Source organism: Pedobacter sp. MR2016-24, assembly GCF_026239655.1.
Classification (GTDB): Bacteria; Bacteroidota; Bacteroidia; order Sphingobacteriales; family Sphingobacteriaceae; genus Pedobacter.
The window spans coordinates 286075-305319 of sequence record NZ_JAPIVO010000007.1; the positions used below are offsets into that span (position 1 = coordinate 286075).

At 41.3% G+C, this 19245-nt stretch carries 17 protein-coding genes; 7 read left to right on the forward strand and 10 right to left on the reverse strand.

Annotated features, from left to right (window positions below; translation table 11 throughout):
* Positions 1–46: 46 nt before the first annotated feature.
* Entirely contained in the window at positions 47–1039 is a 993-nt protein-coding gene (locus tag OQX62_RS19835; RefSeq protein ID WP_265833378.1) for a toxin-antitoxin system YwqK family antitoxin, read from the reverse strand.
* A 256-nt stretch (positions 1040–1295) separates the two neighbouring features.
* Here OQX62_RS19835 and OQX62_RS19840 point away from each other — a divergent pair, with 256 nt between their 5' ends.
* On the forward strand, positions 1296–1814 hold the full coding sequence (locus tag OQX62_RS19840) for a GNAT family N-acetyltransferase (protein ID WP_265833379.1): 519 nt from the start codon (positions 1296–1298) through the stop codon (positions 1812–1814).
* 88 nt (positions 1815–1902) lie between these two features.
* Here the strand turns inward: OQX62_RS19840 and OQX62_RS19845 are convergent, their stop codons facing one another.
* Together OQX62_RS19845 and OQX62_RS19850 are read right to left on the reverse strand one after the other, a co-directional pair.
* Positions 1903–2490, reverse strand: a complete 588-nt coding sequence (locus OQX62_RS19845) for a YceI family protein (RefSeq protein ID WP_265833380.1) — start codon at positions 2488–2490, stop codon at positions 1903–1905.
* A gap of 79 nt (positions 2491–2569) precedes the next feature.
* Positions 2570–3562, reverse strand: coding sequence for an MBL fold metallo-hydrolase (locus OQX62_RS19850; protein ID WP_265833381.1), 993 nt, complete (start codon positions 3560–3562; stop codon positions 2570–2572).
* A 189-nt stretch (positions 3563–3751) separates the two neighbouring features.
* On the opposite strand from OQX62_RS19850, the gene OQX62_RS19855 reads away from it, so the two are divergent.
* Positions 3752–4105 (forward strand): winged helix-turn-helix transcriptional regulator, encoded by a 354-nt coding sequence (locus OQX62_RS19855; protein WP_265833382.1) that lies wholly within the window; start codon positions 3752–3754, stop codon positions 4103–4105.
* Positions 4106–4206: 101 nt separating this feature from the next.
* Positions 4207–5397, forward strand: a complete 1191-nt coding sequence (locus OQX62_RS19860; RefSeq protein ID WP_265833383.1) for an MFS transporter — start codon at positions 4207–4209, stop codon at positions 5395–5397.
* Here the strand turns inward: OQX62_RS19860 and OQX62_RS19865 are convergent.
* Positions 5390–6139 (reverse strand): DeoR/GlpR family DNA-binding transcription regulator, encoded by a 750-nt coding sequence (locus OQX62_RS19865; protein WP_265833384.1) that lies wholly within the window; start codon positions 6137–6139, stop codon positions 5390–5392. The genes OQX62_RS19860 and OQX62_RS19865 overlap by 8 nt on opposite strands.
* Before the next feature lie 50 nt (positions 6140–6189).
* Positions 6190–6846: a DUF1349 domain-containing protein gene (locus OQX62_RS19870; protein WP_265833385.1), complete on the reverse strand. Its 657-nt coding sequence runs from the start codon at positions 6844–6846 to the stop codon at positions 6190–6192.
* A gap of 55 nt (positions 6847–6901) precedes the next feature.
* Between OQX62_RS19870 and OQX62_RS19875 the strand changes: the two genes are divergently transcribed.
* Complete coding sequence (locus tag OQX62_RS19875; RefSeq protein WP_265833386.1) at positions 6902–7705, forward strand: response regulator transcription factor; 804 nt, start codon at positions 6902–6904, stop codon at positions 7703–7705.
* A 25-nt stretch (positions 7706–7730) separates the two neighbouring features.
* Here the strand turns inward: OQX62_RS19875 and OQX62_RS19880 are convergent, their stop codons facing one another.
* Complete coding sequence (locus OQX62_RS19880) at positions 7731–8240, reverse strand: hypothetical protein (protein WP_265833387.1); 510 nt, start codon at positions 8238–8240, stop codon at positions 7731–7733.
* Positions 8241–8388: 148 nt separating this feature from the next.
* Between OQX62_RS19880 and OQX62_RS19885 the strand changes: the two genes are divergently transcribed.
* The 3 genes from OQX62_RS19885 (at position 8389) to OQX62_RS19895 (ending at position 11797) form a co-directional block, all read left to right on the forward strand.
* Positions 8389–9012 (forward strand): hypothetical protein, encoded by a 624-nt coding sequence (locus tag OQX62_RS19885; protein ID WP_265833388.1) that lies wholly within the window; start codon positions 8389–8391, stop codon positions 9010–9012.
* Between the two features lie 104 nt (positions 9013–9116).
* Positions 9117–10262: a helix-turn-helix domain-containing protein gene (locus tag OQX62_RS19890; RefSeq protein ID WP_265833389.1), complete on the forward strand. Its 1146-nt coding sequence runs from the start codon at positions 9117–9119 to the stop codon at positions 10260–10262.
* A gap of 56 nt (positions 10263–10318) precedes the next feature.
* Entirely contained in the window at positions 10319–11797 is a 1479-nt protein-coding gene (locus OQX62_RS19895) for a S41 family peptidase (RefSeq protein ID WP_265833390.1), read from the forward strand.
* An 84-nt stretch (positions 11798–11881) separates the two neighbouring features.
* Here the strand turns inward: OQX62_RS19895 and OQX62_RS19900 are convergent, their stop codons facing one another.
* From OQX62_RS19900 to OQX62_RS19915, 4 genes are read right to left on the reverse strand one after another with little or no spacing between them, the layout of a single operon-like run.
* Positions 11882–13042, reverse strand: a complete 1161-nt coding sequence (locus OQX62_RS19900) for a glycoside hydrolase family 76 protein (protein ID WP_265833391.1) — start codon at positions 13040–13042, stop codon at positions 11882–11884.
* Positions 13043–13075: 33 nt separating this feature from the next.
* Complete coding sequence (locus OQX62_RS19905; RefSeq protein WP_265833392.1) at positions 13076–14197, reverse strand: SusE domain-containing protein; 1122 nt, start codon at positions 14195–14197, stop codon at positions 13076–13078.
* 21 nt (positions 14198–14218) lie between these two features.
* Positions 14219–15850, reverse strand: coding sequence for a RagB/SusD family nutrient uptake outer membrane protein (locus OQX62_RS19910; protein ID WP_265833393.1), 1632 nt, complete (start codon positions 15848–15850; stop codon positions 14219–14221).
* Between the two features lie 19 nt (positions 15851–15869).
* Positions 15870–19235, reverse strand: a complete 3366-nt coding sequence (locus tag OQX62_RS19915; RefSeq protein ID WP_265833394.1) for a TonB-dependent receptor — start codon at positions 19233–19235, stop codon at positions 15870–15872.
* Positions 19236–19245: the final 10 nt, after the last annotated feature.

Here is a 19245-nt window from a genome sequence, read left to right on the forward strand (position 1 = left end):
ACATAAAATCAGAGTAATTAAATATAAGCTAAAATGGCAATTCCGATTAATTATATTCCCGTACTGGTGGCTTGCTAAAATCAATTAATCCATTAATGACATAAGGTAAACGGATTTTGACCTCAGCATCTCCGGCAAAGATCCACGGGGGTAAGAAACTAAAACTCTCCTGGATCTTGAAATCTAATAACTTCCTCGATAACTCGGTATGATCTATCTTTGTGATTTTAGAATCGGGATTTGTTTTCACCAAAAATGGGTAGGCAACTTCCTTTTTTAGTTCTTTCAGCTCTCCTTCGAGACGCCTTAATGAGAAAGTACTGTGATGATCAGGCGATAGTGAGACCGTTGCCAAATATTCATAACGCACACAAGTGTCCCAATAGTCGGCCGGCATCTCATATAAATCCAAAAGCATATTAATAGCAAACTGATGCCCACCTAATGGTGCTGTTTTACCAATAGCTTCTTCTTCAGGAAAATAAAAAAAGAAATACCCACCTGAATTATCATTACGCATAAAGTAACCAGATTTTTGCAATTTAGGTTTGCCTTGCATGATATATTCAGATGTGGTAAAATCATACGCTATCGCAACTTTGCTTTTATTATAAATATTCCATTTATTTATTGGCTTGCCATTATCGTATTGACCTTCAATGAGTATGCTCCCATTACTGCTGTAAAAAATCCAGTCACTATCGGGATTTCCATCTTTAAAAGTTGCTATAAGTTTTGTTTTTCCATCGAAGTAGAAAAGTTCAATCTTACCATTCAACTTGCCATCAGCATAATTAATCTTCTTAATCAATCCGCCTTTAGCACTATAGGTTATCCACTCCCCATCCTTGTAACCATCTTTGAACGTACCAGTTTCATTGACTTTTCCGTTGCAGGTCCGCTCATATTTGCCATTGAGAACAGGAGAAACCTGATCCACCTTATCCACACAATGGCAGAATTCTAATTTCTGGATTTCCTGAGAAAAAACAGAAGTGCTTGCTGCAAGTAATAAAAGAAGAGTTAACGTTAATTTCATGAGTCGAAAATACAACAAATAAATCAGAAGCTAATATATTAGCGCTAAAGCGCTTTTACTTCTTCTCACCATTAGCCTAAATGCTCATTACCTGTATGACTGAGGAAGTAATTTTTTAACATTTGTAAAATTTAAATCTAATCCTCTTCAATACTTTTGTACCAGGAAAAACATGTATTGATTGCTTTGAGCGACAACTCACTAAATCAATCAGAAGACATTTTGAAGACCAAAACACGCTGCAAATTATAAATTAATGGAAAATATTGAGATCATAAAAGCAACTATAGACGACCTTAAAAACCTTCAGCAAATCAGCAGGGATACTTTTGCGAAAACATTTTCATCAGATTACAATGATGATAATATGAACAAGTATATGGAAAAAAGCTTCTCTGCTGAAAAACTAAGTACTGAACTCCGTAATGAAGATTCGGAATTTTACTTTGCAGTTTTAGAAGGCAAAGTAATTGGTTATTTGAAATTGAACTCAGGTCAGTCTCAAACAGAAATGAAAGATGATAAAGCGCTTGAAATAGAAAGGATTTATGTCCTGCAGGAATATCACGGTAAAAAAGTGGGGCAATTGCTTTATGCAAAAGCCATTGACACTGCAGTGGAGCTATCTGCTGATTATGTTTGGCTGGGCGTATGGGAAGAAAACCCAAGAGCCATTAGTTTCTACAAAAAAAACGGTTTCGTTGAGTTTGACAAACACAGCTTTATGTTTGGTGATGATGAGCAGACCGATATCATGATGAAAAAGATGCTGTAAAGCGATCCTGACGAAATCGATAGGATATAAAACAAATAGTCCCGGTACAATGACCGGGACTACATTAAATTTCAATCCGTTAAATGGATTATTTTTTAGCTACCAGATTCACACCGATTTCAAAGTTATCATCAATAGCTTTGTCGCCAATGCTGTCAAAGAATGATTTTGAACCGTATCTGATGTCATATTTAGTTCTGTCAACTAAGATTTTACCTGCAAGCGCAGAAACCGTACCGTCTGCATTAACAGTTACAGTAGCCGGGAAGCTTAAAGGTTTAGTAATACCTTTGATAGTAAGGTTACCTGAAACAACTACCTTAGCACCTGCTCCAGCAACTTTAGTGATCACGAAAGTTGAAGTTGGGTATTTAGCTGAACCGAAGAAATCATCAGCTTTTAGGTGTCCTTCTAATTTCTCGCTGCCATCTGCATCTTTAATTGCAGTCATATCCATCACAAATGTACCGCCTGTTACTTTTTTACCGTCAACGTTTAACGTTCCTGATTTTAAAGCGATAGTTCCGTTATGAGAACCTGATACCTTTTTACCTACCCAGGTAATAGTTGATTTAGCTGCATCAACAGTATAAGTAACTGGTTTGCTGCCGTTTTTGAAGGCTGATAATGCAAGTATAGCTACTACTGCAAAGATGGAAGTGATTTTTAATTTCATAATTTTGTTTATTTATTTAAAACAAAAATAGGATTGTAATTTGATATTGAACTTGATCTATGATAATTATTTATATTAATTATGGATATGGTAATGCAGATGGCTGTTGTACCCATTCTAAGCCCTCTCCCTTTCTTCTGACGTGTCCAATCCCCGGCCAGGGAAGATGGTAAGAAAATATCGTGGTCCTTGATGCCGCAAGTGCTTCCATAACGGTTTTTCTGGATTTTACAGCAAGGTCAAAATCGGTATCCCCCTCAAATCCCCATTCGGGATGTTCAATAACAAGTACTGCTGAATGAACAAGGTCTGCGATATGACAAAGACGTTCTGCGCCGGAAAACACATGTATAATACAATGACCAGGTGTATGGCCGGCAGCAAGCTGCATTTTTATGCAATCGAGAATTTCCTCTCCATCATCTACTAAATGAAGGTGTGGTCTGATGGCAAGGATATTCTTTCTGGCTACCTCTACCACCAGCTTTTTGAGTGCTTCATCCTTCAGCTTACTTCTTGAAAAATCAGGCGAAGGAGACATCCAGAAATCATGCTCAATTCTGGAGAGGTAAATATCGGCATTTGGGAATACCACCTTTCCATCCTGATCAGTGAGTCCCCCGATATGGTCGGGATGAGCATGACTAATCACCACGTCGGTAATCTCTGTTGCTTTAATACCTGCGTTCGCCAGATTTTGTATCAACCAACCGGAGTCTTTTCCGAAATTTGAGCCACACCCACTATCGATCATAATCAACTTGTCGGCCGATCTTACCAGGAGAATATTGATCCCAAGATCTACCTCAGACCTGGAAGCGAAGTTATCTTTTAATACTTGTTCTACTTTAGCTGCGGCTATACCGGGAGCAAAGTTAGGCTGGACAGGTTTCATGAGAATATGCCCGTCGGTTACTACCGTAAGCTCTAATTTTCCCAACATGAACCTGTGAAATCCCCTGACTTCTTTTCCACGACCTGTTGTTGCTGTTGCGGCAAATAAACTCCTGATATCAGTAAGGCCTAACATGGCGACTAATGCAGATTGTTTGATAGCTGTTCTTCTGTTCATATTTTTTTCTTTCAAAACTAGGCTAATGGTATATTTGCATCAAGTATGTACTTATAGGTAACCTACATACCTTTTATAATCTAATGCTGATTATCAGTAGATTATTTTTTTATTAATTACATCGGCTCTGGCATGGTGCCTATAAACGAGGCTTTTGGTAGCTTCCATAACTTTTGACAAATAAATCCAATGAAAAACGACGAGAATAAAGCTTACTGTGCTGTAGATTTTGCCTTCCAGCGCATTGGCGGGAAATACCGGGGCAGAACATTATGGTATTTAAATGAAGATAAAGTACTCCGCTATGGAGAACTTAAGCGCCTGCTTAAAGGAATCACGACAAAAATGCTGACGCAAACGTTAAGGGAGCTGGAACAGGATGGCTTAGTTTCCAGAAAGGTTTATCTGGAGGTGCCTCCTAAAGTAGAATACGCCCTCACCCCCGCCGGTTTAGAGCTGATCCCGATCATTGACACCCTAAGACAATGGGCCGACAGGAGAATCCTTGAAAATCCGGTGAACGGTGAAAAGATAGAGTGCTAGGAAATGGCAAATATTAGGTTCGTAAATTGACAAATGATAAAGATTAAGCACTGCCTATTGCAACAACATGCAAATTTGCATATTATTGCATAAAGATCAACATGAAAGATATCAATCCTATAAATACCCAATTACCTAAAAGGGCAACTCAGGCTATTTTTTTTATCTGTGGTGTCGGCATTTCCAGCTGGGCAATCATGGTACCTTTTGCAAAAGACAGACTGGGGCTGAATGATGGGAGTTTAGGTTTGCTGTTACTTTTATTAGGTGCAGGAGCAATCTCCACGATGCCTGTAAGCGGCGTGCTGATTCATAAGTTTGGGAGCCGGTTAGTCATTTTGATCGCGTCAATCCTGGTGGCGATTACCCTGCCCCTGCTCATGCTGATGAATACAGTGATTTCTCTAGGCGTGGTCCTGTTTGTATTTGGTTCTGCAATAGGTACAGTGGATGTTGCGATGAATGCACATGGCGTGCAGGTTCAAAACTTGTATGGCAAACCGATCATGTCATCGTTACACGGCTTGTTTAGTGCTGGCGGATTATTAGGTTCGCTGGGATTGGGTTTCCTGATCAAACTGGGTTTGTCGCCCGTAGTTGCAGCAGTTAGTATTGCGGCGCTGTTACTGCTGATCGTGGGTGTACAATACGGATCCTTACTAACAGCCAGCTATGAAAAAGAGCTGAGTGAAAAATTTGAGGGCAACATGGAATCGGGCGATAAATCCGGCGCAGGAAAACATTGGTTAAAAGGAAGTGTAATCTACCTAGGGTTGATGTGTTTTGTCGTATTTTTATCTGAAGGTGCTATGCTGGATTGGAGCGCTGTGTTTTTGAAGGAAAACAGAGGCGTTGATGTAGCACTCGCCGGACTAGGGTATGCTGCTTTCTCTGTCGCGATGGCCACTATGCGCCTTTTGGGCGACAAAATAGTTTCGCAATTTAGTGGTAAAAAGGTTGTTGTTTATGGAAGTCTGATCGCAGCAGCTGGTCTTTTTACAGTTGTTTTAACGCCCTGGCTGTTAACGTCATTACTGGGTTTTGTATTATTGGGTATAGGCGCGGCGAATATTGTCCCTGTATTTTTTAGCGAGGGTGGCCGTTTAAAAGATGTATCTTCTACAGTTGCCATTACTGCAATTTCGACCTTAGGTTATGCCGGGCAGTTGGCCGGACCGGCGACTTTAGGGTTTATTGCTCATCAGGCCTCCCTTCCGGCTGCCTTGGGAGTTACAGGGTTTCTGCTGTTACTGGTGGGTATTACCTACAGTTTCAGAAAAGAGGCTAAATAAGTAACAAACCAAGGTCTCTGAATTGATCAAGCGCCGCATCAGCTACAGAAAGATCGGTAATCAGTCCGTGAACTTCAGTCAATTCACAAACCTTATAATGTTCTGTTAAATTTAATTTAGCACCGTTTCCAAGCGCGAAAGTTTTAACCGCATTTTTAAGCATTTTTTGTTTGAGTTCACCGTCGGATTGAAAGGCGGCTGTGATGCCGAAATCCCTGTGCAATGCACAGGTACCCATGAAATAAAGATCTGCCACATAATTATCTATTTCAACACAAGCCTGAAAGCCGGTATTGATCTCGGTTTTCCTGTCATAAGTTCCGCCCAGTATAATCAGCTCTATCCCCTTAAATTTGGATATAACGGGAACTACAGCAAGGTTGTTGGTGATTAACCTAAAACTGGGATTTGCTGGTAAATTTTGTGCAATGGAACAAATGGTAGTACCGCCATCCATAAATATGGTCTGCCCGTTTTTGATGAGCTGCTGTGCTTTCAGGCCGATAATGTTCTTCTCTTCAGAAAAATAAGCCGTTCTGTCCTGAAAGTTGAGCGGGTTCTTTGAAGGAGAGATTGCTCCGCCACGCACTCTTATCAACAGACCATTATTATGCAGTGACTCTATGTCTCTCCTGATGGTATCTTCAGACACTTTCAGCTCTTTGGATAAAGTGCCGAAAGCAACCTTTCCCTTCTTTTTTAAGGCGTTAAGAATATAACTGAAGCGTTCTTCTTTTAACATTTGTCTGGTTGATCCAGCAAAGATATAAAAAAACACTTGCAGCTACCTGACTATTCGTTTTCCGAATTTTTCTTCAGCCACTCCAGTCTGCGCTGATCTGGCAGCTGTTTTACTGCAAAACCTTCAAATTTAGCATTAAATCCCTTTCCATCCGGGCTAGCAGCCATGAACCCCACCATTACCGGGCGGTTATCCTGCAGGTAGGCATTGCGCATCATGGTATATATTTTATCATCGAAAGAATAAAATATCTCCACTGCATCCAGTCTTCTCACTGCTTTGATCCATACAAATTCGGGTACTTTATCCAGGGTGGTTACACTCCAGTCGCTCGTTTTATGTGTAACCACCGTGCTCAGGTTATATTTACCATCCACAAATTCAATACCCGCCTTAATATAATTCTCATGATCAGTACGCAGCATTAAGCCCATCTGATCGAAACGTGCCTGATAGGCCCCAGTGATTTTTACTTTCACTTCAAACTCTCCCCCATAGGTACTGTAATAAAATGGAGCATCGTCAACGGTAAAACCATAATGTGAAATCCGCCAGTAGTCGCTCTGAGGGGTCACGAACATCGTCAGGGTCTTATCCTTAATTTCCCATTTTTGCGGCTCATTGAACCAGGTCATCTTTTCCAGTCGCTGTGAAAAACCTGTTTGTGCGATGAATAAGCTGGAGATGCCTAAAATTATTGTCTTCATTTGCTGTTTTGAGTAAATAACCATACGTTAGATTGAATTACAAATGTAGAATCACATGAATGGCTCAGCAATACTGATTAATAACCATAATGAAGAAAATATCGCCCTTACACTAAATGATAAACTATTAAAACAAGCCTTTGATGCCGATCCACATCAACCTTTAAACCTCACACAATACCGTTATATGGCTTTGATGTATGCCAGGATAGAAAATTCTATCGCTGTATTGAGTGACATGAAGGCTAACAAAAGTTATATCTATAACGGAGGGGTAGCAAGGGAACTGGGCTTTGCTACAAATGATAGTCTGGAAGAGATCAACTCTATCTGGGAAGAAGATATATTTAATAAAATCCATCCGGATGACCTTGTAGAGAAACACTTACTGGAACTGCAGTTTTTCACTATGCTGAAAGCTGTTCCTATTGACGAGAGAGCTGATTATTATGTTAAAAGCAATATCCGTATGCTAAACAAAACCGGCAGGTACATCGCTATAGAACACCGTATGTTTTACATCAGCAGTGGATCAAAGGGCAGCTTCTGGCTGGCACTATGTCTTTATAATCTGTCATCTAACGAAGTTACAGCCGGGCCATCAGCTGGTGTAATTTTAAATTCTGCAACCGGCGTTAAGATCATTCCCGATAAGGAAGACTGCAGTAAGTTATTATCTGCCCGTGAAAAAGAGATCCTGCAACTGATCCGAAGGGGCAAAATGAGTAAGGAGATTGCCGATCTGTTATACATCAGTTTAAATACGGTGAACAGGCACCGGCAAAATATCTTGGAAAAACTGCGGGTGAGTAATTCCCTGGAAGCCTGCCGCATTGCGGAAAGAATGAACCTGATCTGATAGACTGGCGAAGAAGTCCCGGAATTCAATTCATCGTTAAAAGTGCATCTATCCAATCTCCTCCGTAGAAAAAGAGTATGGACACGACAAATAGCAGGATAAAGTACAGTATAGCCTGTTTTAAATAGCGCATCCTCTTTTTACCTTTTTCAATAGGAAGCATGCTGTTACGACAAAAAATGTAGTAGCGCAGAGGAAAAAATAACAATGCGGTAAGAAGCCCTGTGGGGATACCAATCCAAACCATTAATAACGTTTGCCACAACTCGCCGTAAAAAACAAAGAACCAGCACACTGCGCCTATGATAGCACTTAAAAGCATGAATAGTAAATAGTTGAAGAATTTCCGGCCGGTAAAACCGTAAAGGACGAAAAAGACTGATATAGCAAGACATATATATGTTAAGACAAAATCGGTTATATATGAAGATTTGGCGTATTCTCCAGGAAAAACAATACACAGGTTGATTAAACCAATGACGAGTCCCGCAATGAGAATAATTTTTCTGACTTTACTATACTTACTTATTTCCATAATAGCTGTTGTTCCGAAAGCAATTCATTTTTCTTGTGAGCCTAATATAACATGTTAAGGTTTTAGATTCATCGGTTATCTGTTGTTTAGTAATTTATCATATAAAATATTACCCTTAAACATTACCTTACCATTATAATAGATTACAATGGATACTTCTCTTGCTGCTCCAATCCTTATCTTCCTGTCAATACTGATTGTTTTTTTTATTTTCTATTGGAAGAACAGGAAAAACAAGGCATTGGTCAATGACGCCATAAATGAACTGGAGGTTTTCAAAGTATATGTAACACCTGCCAGGGTAATAACTTTGAGTTTCGTATTCATTTTTATCGGGGTTGTTACTTCGGGAATCGGAATATTGGCTTTTTCGCTCAGCGGTTTTTTCCCGAAAGCAGGAGCATTAGTTTTTATCTTAACCGGTTGTATGCTGGTATATCAAAGTGTGGTATTTTTTGTGAAGAGAAAATCAATACTGCAACTGAAAATTACACCAAAAGGCATTTACCATAAACCTATTAAATGGTATAGCCGGGGAAGACGCGACAGAGAGTCAACAATGAATGCCTTATCAGTTTATTTTACCGATGATTGGCGTTTTACCCCCTACAATGAACTATCCTCCGCAGAACTTAAGGAATCTTACTGGGAAGGCAACGCTATCTATTTAATCCCTAAAATTGGTAAGAAGATCAAACTGCTATTTTTCATGGACGACAATGAACAGGTTGCTGATTTATACAGTAAAATATGCGGGTACCTCCCCGCATAAAAATCATATTATGACAAGGCCCCTGGCCGCAAATAAAAATAAATCAACTGATTTTAATATATTCAGCCTATATGCTCTTCCAGTTTAATATTTACAGCTCACTTTTGATACCGCCTTTTTTACAAGGATTGTTGTTTGGTATGCTGCTGCTCGCCGGAACTCAGAAAAGAAATGGTACTGCTAATGGTATCCTTGGCATCATCTTAATCCTGCTATGTATTAAGGTGGCTTACTGGATGCTGGGCTTTGCAGGATGGTATGACTCACACAACTGGCTGACAAGTTTGATGTTTTATTTTCCATTTAACGTTACGCTGCTGATAGGACCCCTGCTCTACTTTTATTTCTTAGCAATTACGAATGAAGATTTCAAATTTTCGAAAAAACAAATTGCTCACTTGTGGTTACCGATAGGCTGGCTGATAGTGATGATTGGAAAGCCGATAATTGACTTTGCTGGTTATTATCCTTTTCTGCAAACGCCAGCTTATCAGTTCGGCACCAGGGGGCCATGGGCAGAATTAGATAAAACAATGATGTTCAATGTGATCTCTTATTTATCTTTTGTATACTACCTTTGGCTCACTCTTGCCGCTTACGGGAACTACCGTGAATATGCCGACCAGCACTTCTCTACGCTGGAGAATATTGATTTCAGATGGATACGTAGGGTGATATATGCTATTGCAGCAAGTATTGGTATACTATTTATCTACCAGTTCGTCAGCTGGATTAGTCCCCTGTCTTATAAAACGGACTGGTACAGTTACCTGTTTTTGGGTATCCTTATTTATTATATCAGTATCAAAGGTTATCAGATACAAATGGTTTCCAGACCTGCATTACATTTTGAACAGGAAGTATTCATTTCAGCTGAGATCGGAGCTACTGACCAGGCTAAACTGCCTGATCTGAAAGTATGGGTGGACAAGTTGAGGGTTTTGATGGCGCAGGAAAAACCTTTTTTGCAATGCGACATTACTTCCGGGCAGCTGGCCAAAATGATAGGAACCAATACTTCGATATTGTCGAAAGTGATCAATGATGGTTTCGGGTTGAATTTTAATGATTTCATTAATGGCTACAGAACGCAGGAAGTGATAAAGCGTTTAACGGCAAAAGATCAGCTGAATATTACACTACTGGGTATTGCGCTCGAAAGCGGCTTCAATTCTAAGGCTACGTTTAACAGAGCTTTTAAAAAACATACCGGTAAAACTCCAAAACAATATATAGCACATAAAGAATAGGTCTCATATTATCATTTGCAGCGATTGAAATAGTCATTTACACTTCCTTTGCTGCTATGATGAAAAAATTACTATTGTCAGTCTGCTTCCTATGGTATTTAACTGCCCATGCACAAAGTGGACAGGTGCTCACAGTAAACCAAATGCATAAAGATCTGGCTATTTTAAAAGCAGCGTATAAACAACTCCATCCTGGTGTTTACCGCTACACTACGCCAGTTCAGCTGGACCAGTATTTTGAGGAGATAATGCACATCACAGCGCAACCATTGCCCCTGACTCAGTTTTACATCAGCCTTTCGCAGTTAAGTGTAAAACTCCACTGCGGCCACACTTATGTAAATCCCTACAATCAGAAAAAAACAATTGTTAAGCAGGTATTTGCCGATCGGGTCATGCCAATCCTATTCCAGACGATTAACGATGAGTTTATTATCACGCATAACCTTTCTGAGAACATAAGCCTGAAAAAAGGTGATGAAATTGTGAGTATCAATGGTATCGGCACCAAAAAAATTATAGACTCTTTATTGACGGTGAGCAGAGCTGATGGCATGCACGGACGGAATAAACAATTGGATAATATATCTATTTCACCCTACTTTGCTGATGCAAAACAATATGCGCTGTTTGATATCTATTTCCCTTTATTCTTTTCAAACCCGGGGCAGGATAACGCATATCAACTGATCATTAAACCCTTTCGGGGTGAAAAAAAACTGGTGAAGATACCTGCAGTTTCGAAGCTAACAAGGCAGGCAATTTTTAAGCAGCGTTATTTAGCCGAATACGCACAACCTACTGCTACATTTAATTGGTTTACAGAGCGATGCGGCTATTTAAAGATTGAGCAATTTAGTCAACAGGGCTGGAAATCTGCCTACAAACAGTATCTGGACAGTACATTTAATGTTCTTCGTACGCATCAGGCTTCCACACTTATTGTCGACATCCGGAATAATGAAGGTGGAGATGATGAGGTGAGAAATGAAGTGCTGAGTTATCTATTAGAAAGGCCATTCGGTTATCCGATAAAAAGATACTACCGGTTTCTCTCCGTAAGGGATAGTCTACTGCCCTACTTAGATACCTGGGATGAGTCATTTAAAAAGCCTAAAACTGCAACTGATTATATAAAGAATAACGATGGTCTGTTTTACAAGAAGAATATCCATCCTGCAGATACCATACAACCAAAAGCCAATCATTTTGAAGGTCAGATTTATCTTCTTACTGCAGCAATAAACAGTTCCAGCTCATTCTTCATGGCTGATATCCTTCAGCAGACAAAGGCAGCTGTTTTGATTGGGGAAACGACCGGCGGAACAAAGCAGGGGATTAACGGAGGGCAATTTTTCTTTCTCAAACTACCGAATACCGGAATTGAAATTGACATCCCCATCGTGTATCAGGCACCGCTCATGTCAAGAACTGACGAAGGGATTGTTCCTGATATTAAGATTAAAACGAGACAAAAGGATATTGCAACAGGGAATGATCCTGTGTTGAATTATATCAGGAAGAGGTTGAAATAGGGCTTTTAAACTAAAATATGGATGCGTGCAAAATAATTCGAGAAAACAGGTACCTGGAACCGGGTACCTGTTTTCTCGAAAAACTTATTTTAAATATCCTTCATTATTGAGCGTTGCCATTGCTTCCATTAGCATTGCGCCACTTAATTCAGCACGCAATCCTGCTTTTCCACTCAGTGGAGCTTCCCACCAATGATAGCCGAATAACACAAAAGGACTTTTGGTAGTACCGGTTGACCACAAAATCTGACCACTGTTTTTAAGGAAATTCACGTACCTTTTTCTGGATGATTCCGGTAAATCTTTCAGCCTGATCAGTTCTGTGAGATAGCGGACAAAAATACCTTTGAATAAATTAACATCATGGTTTTCCTGCTCAGCCCAATCGCTCAGCACCTTATTATTAGAATTTACTAGTGTACTGGTTGTCCAGTCTGCGGTTTTAATCGCATCATTTAGATAAACTTTGTTGCCAGTGATTTTATAATACTCTATAGCAGCGCCGATATACGTACCAGCATTATATGTCCAGTCGCCGTTTTTGTCATTGATATTTTCAAATACCCTGCCCGACTGCTGCACTACGCGATTCTCTTTCATCCAGCTATAAATCATTGAGAGCCATTCCAGGTCATTATGACCATTTACGACTTCCGCTTCTTTATATTTTTGCCAGCGTCTGGCAGCAATAATTGCTGCCGGACCGTTGGAAGGAATGCCCTTACTTTTTCCCTGTGCATTGTTCTCGTGATTCCAGGGTATTCCTCCCCCATCATCCAGGTTCCAGCCTGCGACAATATCTTTCCACAATTCTCTGGCCGATTCCTCATAACGGACATCACCTGTTGCTTCAAGCGCACGTAAATGTGCCATACCATGCCAACCCATATCGTCATAGTAATTGTTGTAAAAACGACCGCCATTCTTAGCTTTTACCCCCTCGTAAAAATCATAGATGCGTTGTTTATAGACTTCACTCTTCGTTCTTTGATAAGCATCTACCAACACATCAAGGCCATGCGCTTCCGGCCAGTAATCAAACTGACTGATTGTGCCCAGGTTATCATCGTTAAAATGGTGTTTTGTAGAGTTCCAGTAGACATTCGCAAAAGCTGTGCTGCTACTATCTGCTGCCGTTGTCCAGTTGATATTATACTTAACGCTCCTGTCAACATACTCATCTTCTATTTTGCCACATGAAGTACTAATCAGTGCAGCCGCGATCATCAAAGTTGATATCTTCATAAGTGATTGATTTATATTCCTGCTCATCCTCAATTAAAAAACTATTTCATGTGTATTTTTTTCACTATCGCTACTCATGTTTACGATGATACTGCAGGTCTTAATATTTCTGTTAGGGAATTTGAAAGAATAGTCCCACTGGTTTTTGTCTGTTGGATAGAAAACCAGATTGAAATACGCACCAGTTTTAACCGATGGTGGTTGATTATCTTTATTTACACTGCCCAGTTTTTGTTCTGTTCCACCTATCGTCATCCAGAAAAAGTACCTGTCATCTCCAAAGTTAGTGGTGAAGTCCGGCACCACATTATCAACTCTCCATATACCTGCACCCTGGTATGTTAGCGTATTCCTTTTCTGTGGAGTACACATGAAGAAATCCAGTTTGGTAATCTCGTTAACCGTAACAGAAGAAGCACTGAAATCCAGTTTTACTCTATAGATACCATCCTTTTGTACCGTTCCACCTGTTGCATTTTCTTTAAAAGTTGTACCACCGGCATCTACAGAGAATGTTCTGGATACCTTAGTTTTTGAATCGACAAAAGTGTAGGTTTTACCTGCTGTCAGGCGGGTATAGATCTCAAATTCATTACCGCCTGCCAGTGCTTTGACTGCCATTGCCTTAGACAAATCTGCGCCTCCTTCAGTAGCCTCTCCTGTGAGATAAAGGGACACAGGTGCCTCTATTCCGCTTAACATCGTGATGTTGATTTTACGCACTTGCGGAGATTTTACTTTGACCAGTCCACGGGAAGCCACCACAGTCCATTTCAGCACACCTTCCTGCGTAGCTTTATAACCCGCAAGGGCGCCAATTCTATTGAGGACTTTATGCGTAACACTCGCACTGGTACTGATGCCATTGTTATCAGCGGAAACGCTGTAAAGCGGTTTGGAAAAATCACCATCCTCTTTATCAAACAGGACATCGTAATAAACAAGACCATTATCTTCTGCTATAGATTTTTCCCATTCAAAAAACAGACTGGCTGTAGAAGAATTTTGCAGTACAATATTTCTGGCGTCGTCCGGAGCATAAAGTGTACTTACCTCCGTTACGTTAACCTGTTTAAATTCTTTATCCTTTTTGCAGCCGGTGAAGGCAAATAAGACAAGAATGGAAAGTGATGCTTTAATTATATTTGTTTTCATCGTTGTTCTGTTAAAAAATGTTTAATAACCTGGATTTTGTGTGAGACCTGGATTTAAAAGGCGTTCCTTTCTGGGTATTGCCCACAGATAATCACGGTTCCTGCTGAAGTTGCCCGCTGGTAGTTTGATATAGTCATATGAACCGCTGCTTTTATCAAACTTTGCACCTCTGGGCGCCTGTGTGAGTACGGTCTCGGCTGTCTTCCAGCGGCGGATATCGAATATCCTTAATCCTTCCAATGCCAGTTCAGTACGACGTTCATTGCGAATCAGTTCACGCCATGAAGCCTGATCACCAGCGGGAAGATTTAATGCTTCGCCCGTATCATCAAAACCAGCCCGCTGTCTCAGTTTCCTGATAGTGAGGTCCCACACGCTGCTGTTCATCTGCTGCAGCTCATTTTTTGCTTCTGCATACATGAGCAGTACATCGGCGAAACGGATCAGCGGAAGGTTAAGATTAGAGTCCCAGCTGCCTCCTGTATAAGCTGCAGGAGAAGGATCAGCGTATTTACGATAGTAATAGCCGGTTGGTGTCTGTGCAGTACCTGCACCTGTATATTTATCAGATGGCTTGCCGGGTGTTGGCGTACCATCAGGATGGATAACCACAGTATATTGCAAACCAGTACGGTCTGTCCATTTTGAGCCATCGTAAACAATGGTGGCATTCATACGCGGATCGCGATCGGCATAATCCGGATCTGCAGTAGTCCACTTCTTCCCATTTTTCATCAGGTAAGTATCTACCAATCCTTGTGTTGGTCCCGCCAGGCAAAGTCTTGCATTAGCCGAAATCGGTGCATAATCTACCAGATTACCCCAGGTTCTCAGGTCGGGAACATACTGCATACTCAATATGATCTCGCTATTGTATTCATTCCTCACCCAGAATAACTGTTCGTAATTTGGAAATAAGCTGTATGCGCCATATGTAGAACTATTGATCAGCTTCTCGCAGTACTCAGCTACTTTTGCCCAGTTATTTTCATATAAATAAGCCCTGGCATTCAGTGCTACAGCCGCACCGTTTGTAATCCTGCCATTATCAGCCGCAGCATATTGTTCCCGGGTGGGTAAAATAGCAGCAACTTCATCCAGTTCCTGGTGTATCCATGCCAGTACTTCTGCCTGTGGTTTACGGGTAATGCTTTTAGATTCGTCCAGACTGATATCCTGTGTGAAATGCGGAATATCTCCATACCAGGTAGTAAGTTCCAGATAAAGTGAAGCACGGATAAAACGTATTTCAGCTTTTCTTTTTTCCCTCAGGGCCGGATCCATAGCTGTTACCCTGTCTACATTGGCCAGGAAAGTGTGACAGGTTTTTATGCCCCCGTAACAGTTACCCCATTCTCCTTCAAAACGGCCGTTTGACGCATCTGCGAGTCCGTTAGAAATCACTTTCTCATTGGTAGTACCGTATCCATTGTAGACATTATCACTCAGTATCTCATTTGCCAGCAGATAGTCACTGCTAAACATCTGGCGGTAAGCCATATTTAAAACAGAATTGGCTTTATCTTCTGACTGCCAGTATGTTTCATCTGTAAACTTATTGGTAGGCGTTACATCCATTTTAACGCAGCCAGCGACAAATAAGCCTGCCATCATCAACAGCAGATGGCTAAATAGTATAAATTTCCTTTTCATGATTCCCCTTTTATATACATTAAAACTCCACGTTGAAACCACCGCCTATATATTTCAGCAGCGGATAATTACGTGCACTGTTGGCACCGCTGGCGTTCATACTTCCACCAAACTCCGTAGATTCCGGATCAATGAATGAGTTTTTACTGAACGTAAGCAGGTTTTGCCCGCTCACAAAAACACGTAATTTACTCATACCGATCTTTTTGCTGAGGGTGGGTGACAGTGTATAACCAATCTGAATATTTTTTAAACGCAGATACGCTGCATTAAAGATATTCCGGTCGGATCCTTTACCATAGTTATTGATGGTAGAGGCCGTTCCCGGTGCAGTCAGTCTAGGCCATTGTGCATCCGGATTTGAGGGTGTCCAGTAATCGAGCTGGTGCTCAAACATCACAAAAGAATATCCGCCATGGAAAGGTTCGATGGTTTCACCGCGCAATGCCATATCACGTTTACCTACACCCTGCCATAACATGTTCATATCGAAACCCTTCCAGCTCAGTGCATAAGTAAAACCGAAGTTTAGTCGTGGAAAGGCATGCCCCAATACGAAACGGTCATTGTCGTCTATGATACCATCGCCGTTACGGTCAACATACTTCACATCACCGGGTTGTGGTTTTACCCCGATAGGCAATGCCGAATCTTTAATGTCGTCTTCATTCCTGAATAAACCTGCAGTTTTATACCCGTAATAACTATATAATGGCAGGCCCACACGGATGATCCGTTCAATCTCGTCCGACTTGCTGATTTGCTCGTTTCCTTCAAACTTGGTGACCTTGTTCCAGGAATCACCTACATTAAAGCCGACGCTATGGTGAAAATCACCGTGATTGAAGTCGTAGTTGATACTCAGCTCCCAGCCCTGATTAGCCATTTCTCCCAGATTCGCTTTCGGCACTGCTCCGCCAAGCACGAGTGGAGTTTGTGGCGTTAAGAGGATGTCTTTAGTGGTTTTGTGAAAATAGTCGAATGTAGCTCTCAGCCTGTTCTTAAAAAATGTTGCATCTGCACCAATGTTAAAAGAAGTAGTTGTTTCCCATTTCAGATCTGGATTACCAAAAGTATAACCTGTTCCAGGTAAAGCCACGTTGTTAAATCCATATTGATTCGGATAAATATCATAGGTAGTAAAAGTCTGGTAATCGTCGATATTCTGATTCCCTAACTGACCATACGAGCCCCTGATCTTCATGTCGCCCACCTTGTTTTTCCAGAATTTAAAGAAATCCTCTTCGGTGATCCGCCAGCCCAGTGAAGCTGAAGGAAAAAATCCCCATCGGTTGTCTTTCGCAAATTTTGACGATCCATCGTAGCGAAAACTTGCCTCCGCATAATATTTATCAGCAAAAGAATAACCAGCACGGCCAAAGTATGAATTGATACTTCTTTCGGTAGTCCCACCTACGGTATTGTAGCTGGTAGGGTCTATGATCGTACCTTCAATGGGTATACCAAGTACGGGATCTACAAAGTTCTTTTTGAGTTCCTGACGGGTCTGGCGGTAAGATTCATTAGAATATCCTACCAGGGCAGAGACATTATGGAGCCTTCCAAAGGTTTTATTGTAATCCAGCAAACCCTGCAAGTTCATTAAGGTTGATTTTCCCGTGTAATCTTCTATACTATAGTTTTTCGAACTGCTCGCATTGATCGGTGTTGGATCTCCAGATAGATTATAAACAGGCCAGTAAAATCTCCTGATCAGCCTGTTTTCCGGACGAAGGTCAAAGCCCACCAGGCCTTTAGCTTTCAATCCGTCGAACAGTCTCAGTTCTCCATTCAAACTCCCCTGGAAATGATCGTTATTGGTTTTTGTGTAACCACCCTGTTCCAGTGAAGCGAGCGGATTACCTCCGGTGAGTACATCGTTGCTATAATAGCGACCGTTCTCATCTTTCAGCACATAGTTATTGTATACAGGCAGCCTTGAAGCATCAGCGATAAGGAAACCTGTATCGCCCTGATAGGCATTGCCCTCATTTCTGTCATACCATAAAATAGTATTCAGTTTTAACCTTCCAATATTGGTAGTCAGGTTAGAACGGAAATTATAACGTTTTAGCCCGTAATCAGGCCCTTTGAAATTGCTCTTCTGATCATAATAGCCAAGGGATATCATGTAGGTAGAATTGCTGGATCCGCCCTGTACGTTTACATCGTAATTCTGCTGCAACCCATCTTTCAGAATGCCTTTCAGGAAATATTCACTGTCGCCCGTTGCAAACTGGTCAATCTGTGCAGAAGAATAGATCGGGTTTGCCCCTGAATTTACATAGGAATCATTTCTTAACAAAGCGTTTTGATATCCCTTAAGGGGATGTACCAGCACTTCCGGTGTTTGAACACCCAGCAAACCCGAAAATCGGATCACTGGTTTCATATTCAGCTGTCCCTGTTTGGTAGTCACCAAAATAACGCCGTTTGCCGAACGTGAACCATAAATAGCGGCACTACCAGCATCCTTAAGTACAGAGATACTTTCCACATCATTGGGATTCAGGTTATTTAAATTACTGATATCATTACTGATTACACCATCAATGACCAGTAGTGGAGAGTTATTACCGAAGGTGCCAATCCCTCTCAGGTTGATATTCATTGAATTGTCGTTCGGATTCATACTGCGCTGCTGAATAACAATACTTGGAGATGTTCCCTGCAGGGCTTGCGTTAAATTACCCACCGGCCGGTCTGCCACCTGACTCGCCTTGACCTGGTCTATCGCCCCTACTACGCTTGCTCTGCGCTGAGTACCATAGGCAACCACCACGACCTCATCCAATGCACGCTGATCTGCTGAAAGCTGCACAGCGATAACTTTCTGCCCGTTCAGCGGTACTTCCTTCGTTACATAACCAACGAAAGTGAAAACCAGTACAGCATTTGCATCTGGTGCAGTGATGCTGAATTTTCCATCATTGTCTGTACTTGCTCCTCCGGTTGCGCCTTTGATCCGGATACTTACGTTGGGTACCGGACCTCCGTCTGCTGCGTCAGTCACCTTTCCGGTAATCACTACGCCCTGATTTAACGCTTTAAGCAATGAGGCGGCATTTGCTTTCCTCTTAATGGTAATGGTATTTTTTTCGATTTCGTAGGTCAGGAACTGACCCGCAAAACATTGCTCCAGCACCTTTTCAACAGTTGCATTTTTTACGGAAATACTTACTGGCGGTGCCACCTGGACCATTTCCTGGTCGTAAAAGAAGTTATAATCGGTTTGTTTTTTAATCTCCTTAAATACCTGCTCCAGCCTGATGTTGCGTGCTGTAATGGTGATCCGCTGAGCATATCCACTGGCCTGCACCTGGAGGAGAGTGGCCAGGAGTATGACAGAGGTCAGTTTCACGGAGAGAAGAAATTTGAAAGGCATACAGTCTTTT

What these genes read in the sequence shown, in the direction of transcription:
- OQX62_RS19835 (WP_265833378.1), bottom strand. Translation starts at nt 1,039, where the DNA reads ATGAAATTAACGTTAACTCTTCTTTTATTACTTGCAGCAAGCACTTCT.
- OQX62_RS19840 (WP_265833379.1), top strand. Translation starts at nt 1,296, where the DNA reads ATGGAAAATATTGAGATCATAAAAGCAACTATAGACGACCTTAAAAAC.
- OQX62_RS19845 (WP_265833380.1), bottom strand. Translation starts at nt 2,490, where the DNA reads ATGAAATTAAAAATCACTTCCATCTTTGCAGTAGTAGCTATACTTGCA.
- OQX62_RS19850 (WP_265833381.1), bottom strand. Translation starts at nt 3,562, where the DNA reads ATGAACAGAAGAACAGCTATCAAACAATCTGCATTAGTCGCCATGTTA.
- OQX62_RS19855 (WP_265833382.1), top strand. Translation starts at nt 3,752, where the DNA reads ATGAAAAACGACGAGAATAAAGCTTACTGTGCTGTAGATTTTGCCTTC.
- OQX62_RS19860 (WP_265833383.1), top strand. Translation starts at nt 4,207, where the DNA reads ATGAAAGATATCAATCCTATAAATACCCAATTACCTAAAAGGGCAACT.
- OQX62_RS19865 (WP_265833384.1), bottom strand. Translation starts at nt 6,139, where the DNA reads ATGTTAAAAGAAGAACGCTTCAGTTATATTCTTAACGCCTTAAAAAAG.
- OQX62_RS19870 (WP_265833385.1), bottom strand. Translation starts at nt 6,846, where the DNA reads ATGAAGACAATAATTTTAGGCATCTCCAGCTTATTCATCGCACAAACA.
- OQX62_RS19875 (WP_265833386.1), top strand. Translation starts at nt 6,902, where the DNA reads ATGAATGGCTCAGCAATACTGATTAATAACCATAATGAAGAAAATATC.
- OQX62_RS19880 (WP_265833387.1), bottom strand. Translation starts at nt 8,240, where the DNA reads ATGGAAATAAGTAAGTATAGTAAAGTCAGAAAAATTATTCTCATTGCG.
- OQX62_RS19885 (WP_265833388.1), top strand. Translation starts at nt 8,389, where the DNA reads ATGGATACTTCTCTTGCTGCTCCAATCCTTATCTTCCTGTCAATACTG.
- OQX62_RS19895 (WP_265833390.1), top strand. Translation starts at nt 10,319, where the DNA reads ATGATGAAAAAATTACTATTGTCAGTCTGCTTCCTATGGTATTTAACT.
- OQX62_RS19900 (WP_265833391.1), bottom strand. Translation starts at nt 13,042, where the DNA reads ATGAAGATATCAACTTTGATGATCGCGGCTGCACTGATTAGTACTTCA.
- OQX62_RS19905 (WP_265833392.1), bottom strand. Translation starts at nt 14,197, where the DNA reads ATGAAAACAAATATAATTAAAGCATCACTTTCCATTCTTGTCTTATTT.
- OQX62_RS19910 (WP_265833393.1), bottom strand. Translation starts at nt 15,850, where the DNA reads ATGAAAAGGAAATTTATACTATTTAGCCATCTGCTGTTGATGATGGCA.
- OQX62_RS19915 (WP_265833394.1), bottom strand. Translation starts at nt 19,235, where the DNA reads ATGCCTTTCAAATTTCTTCTCTCCGTGAAACTGACCTCTGTCATACTC.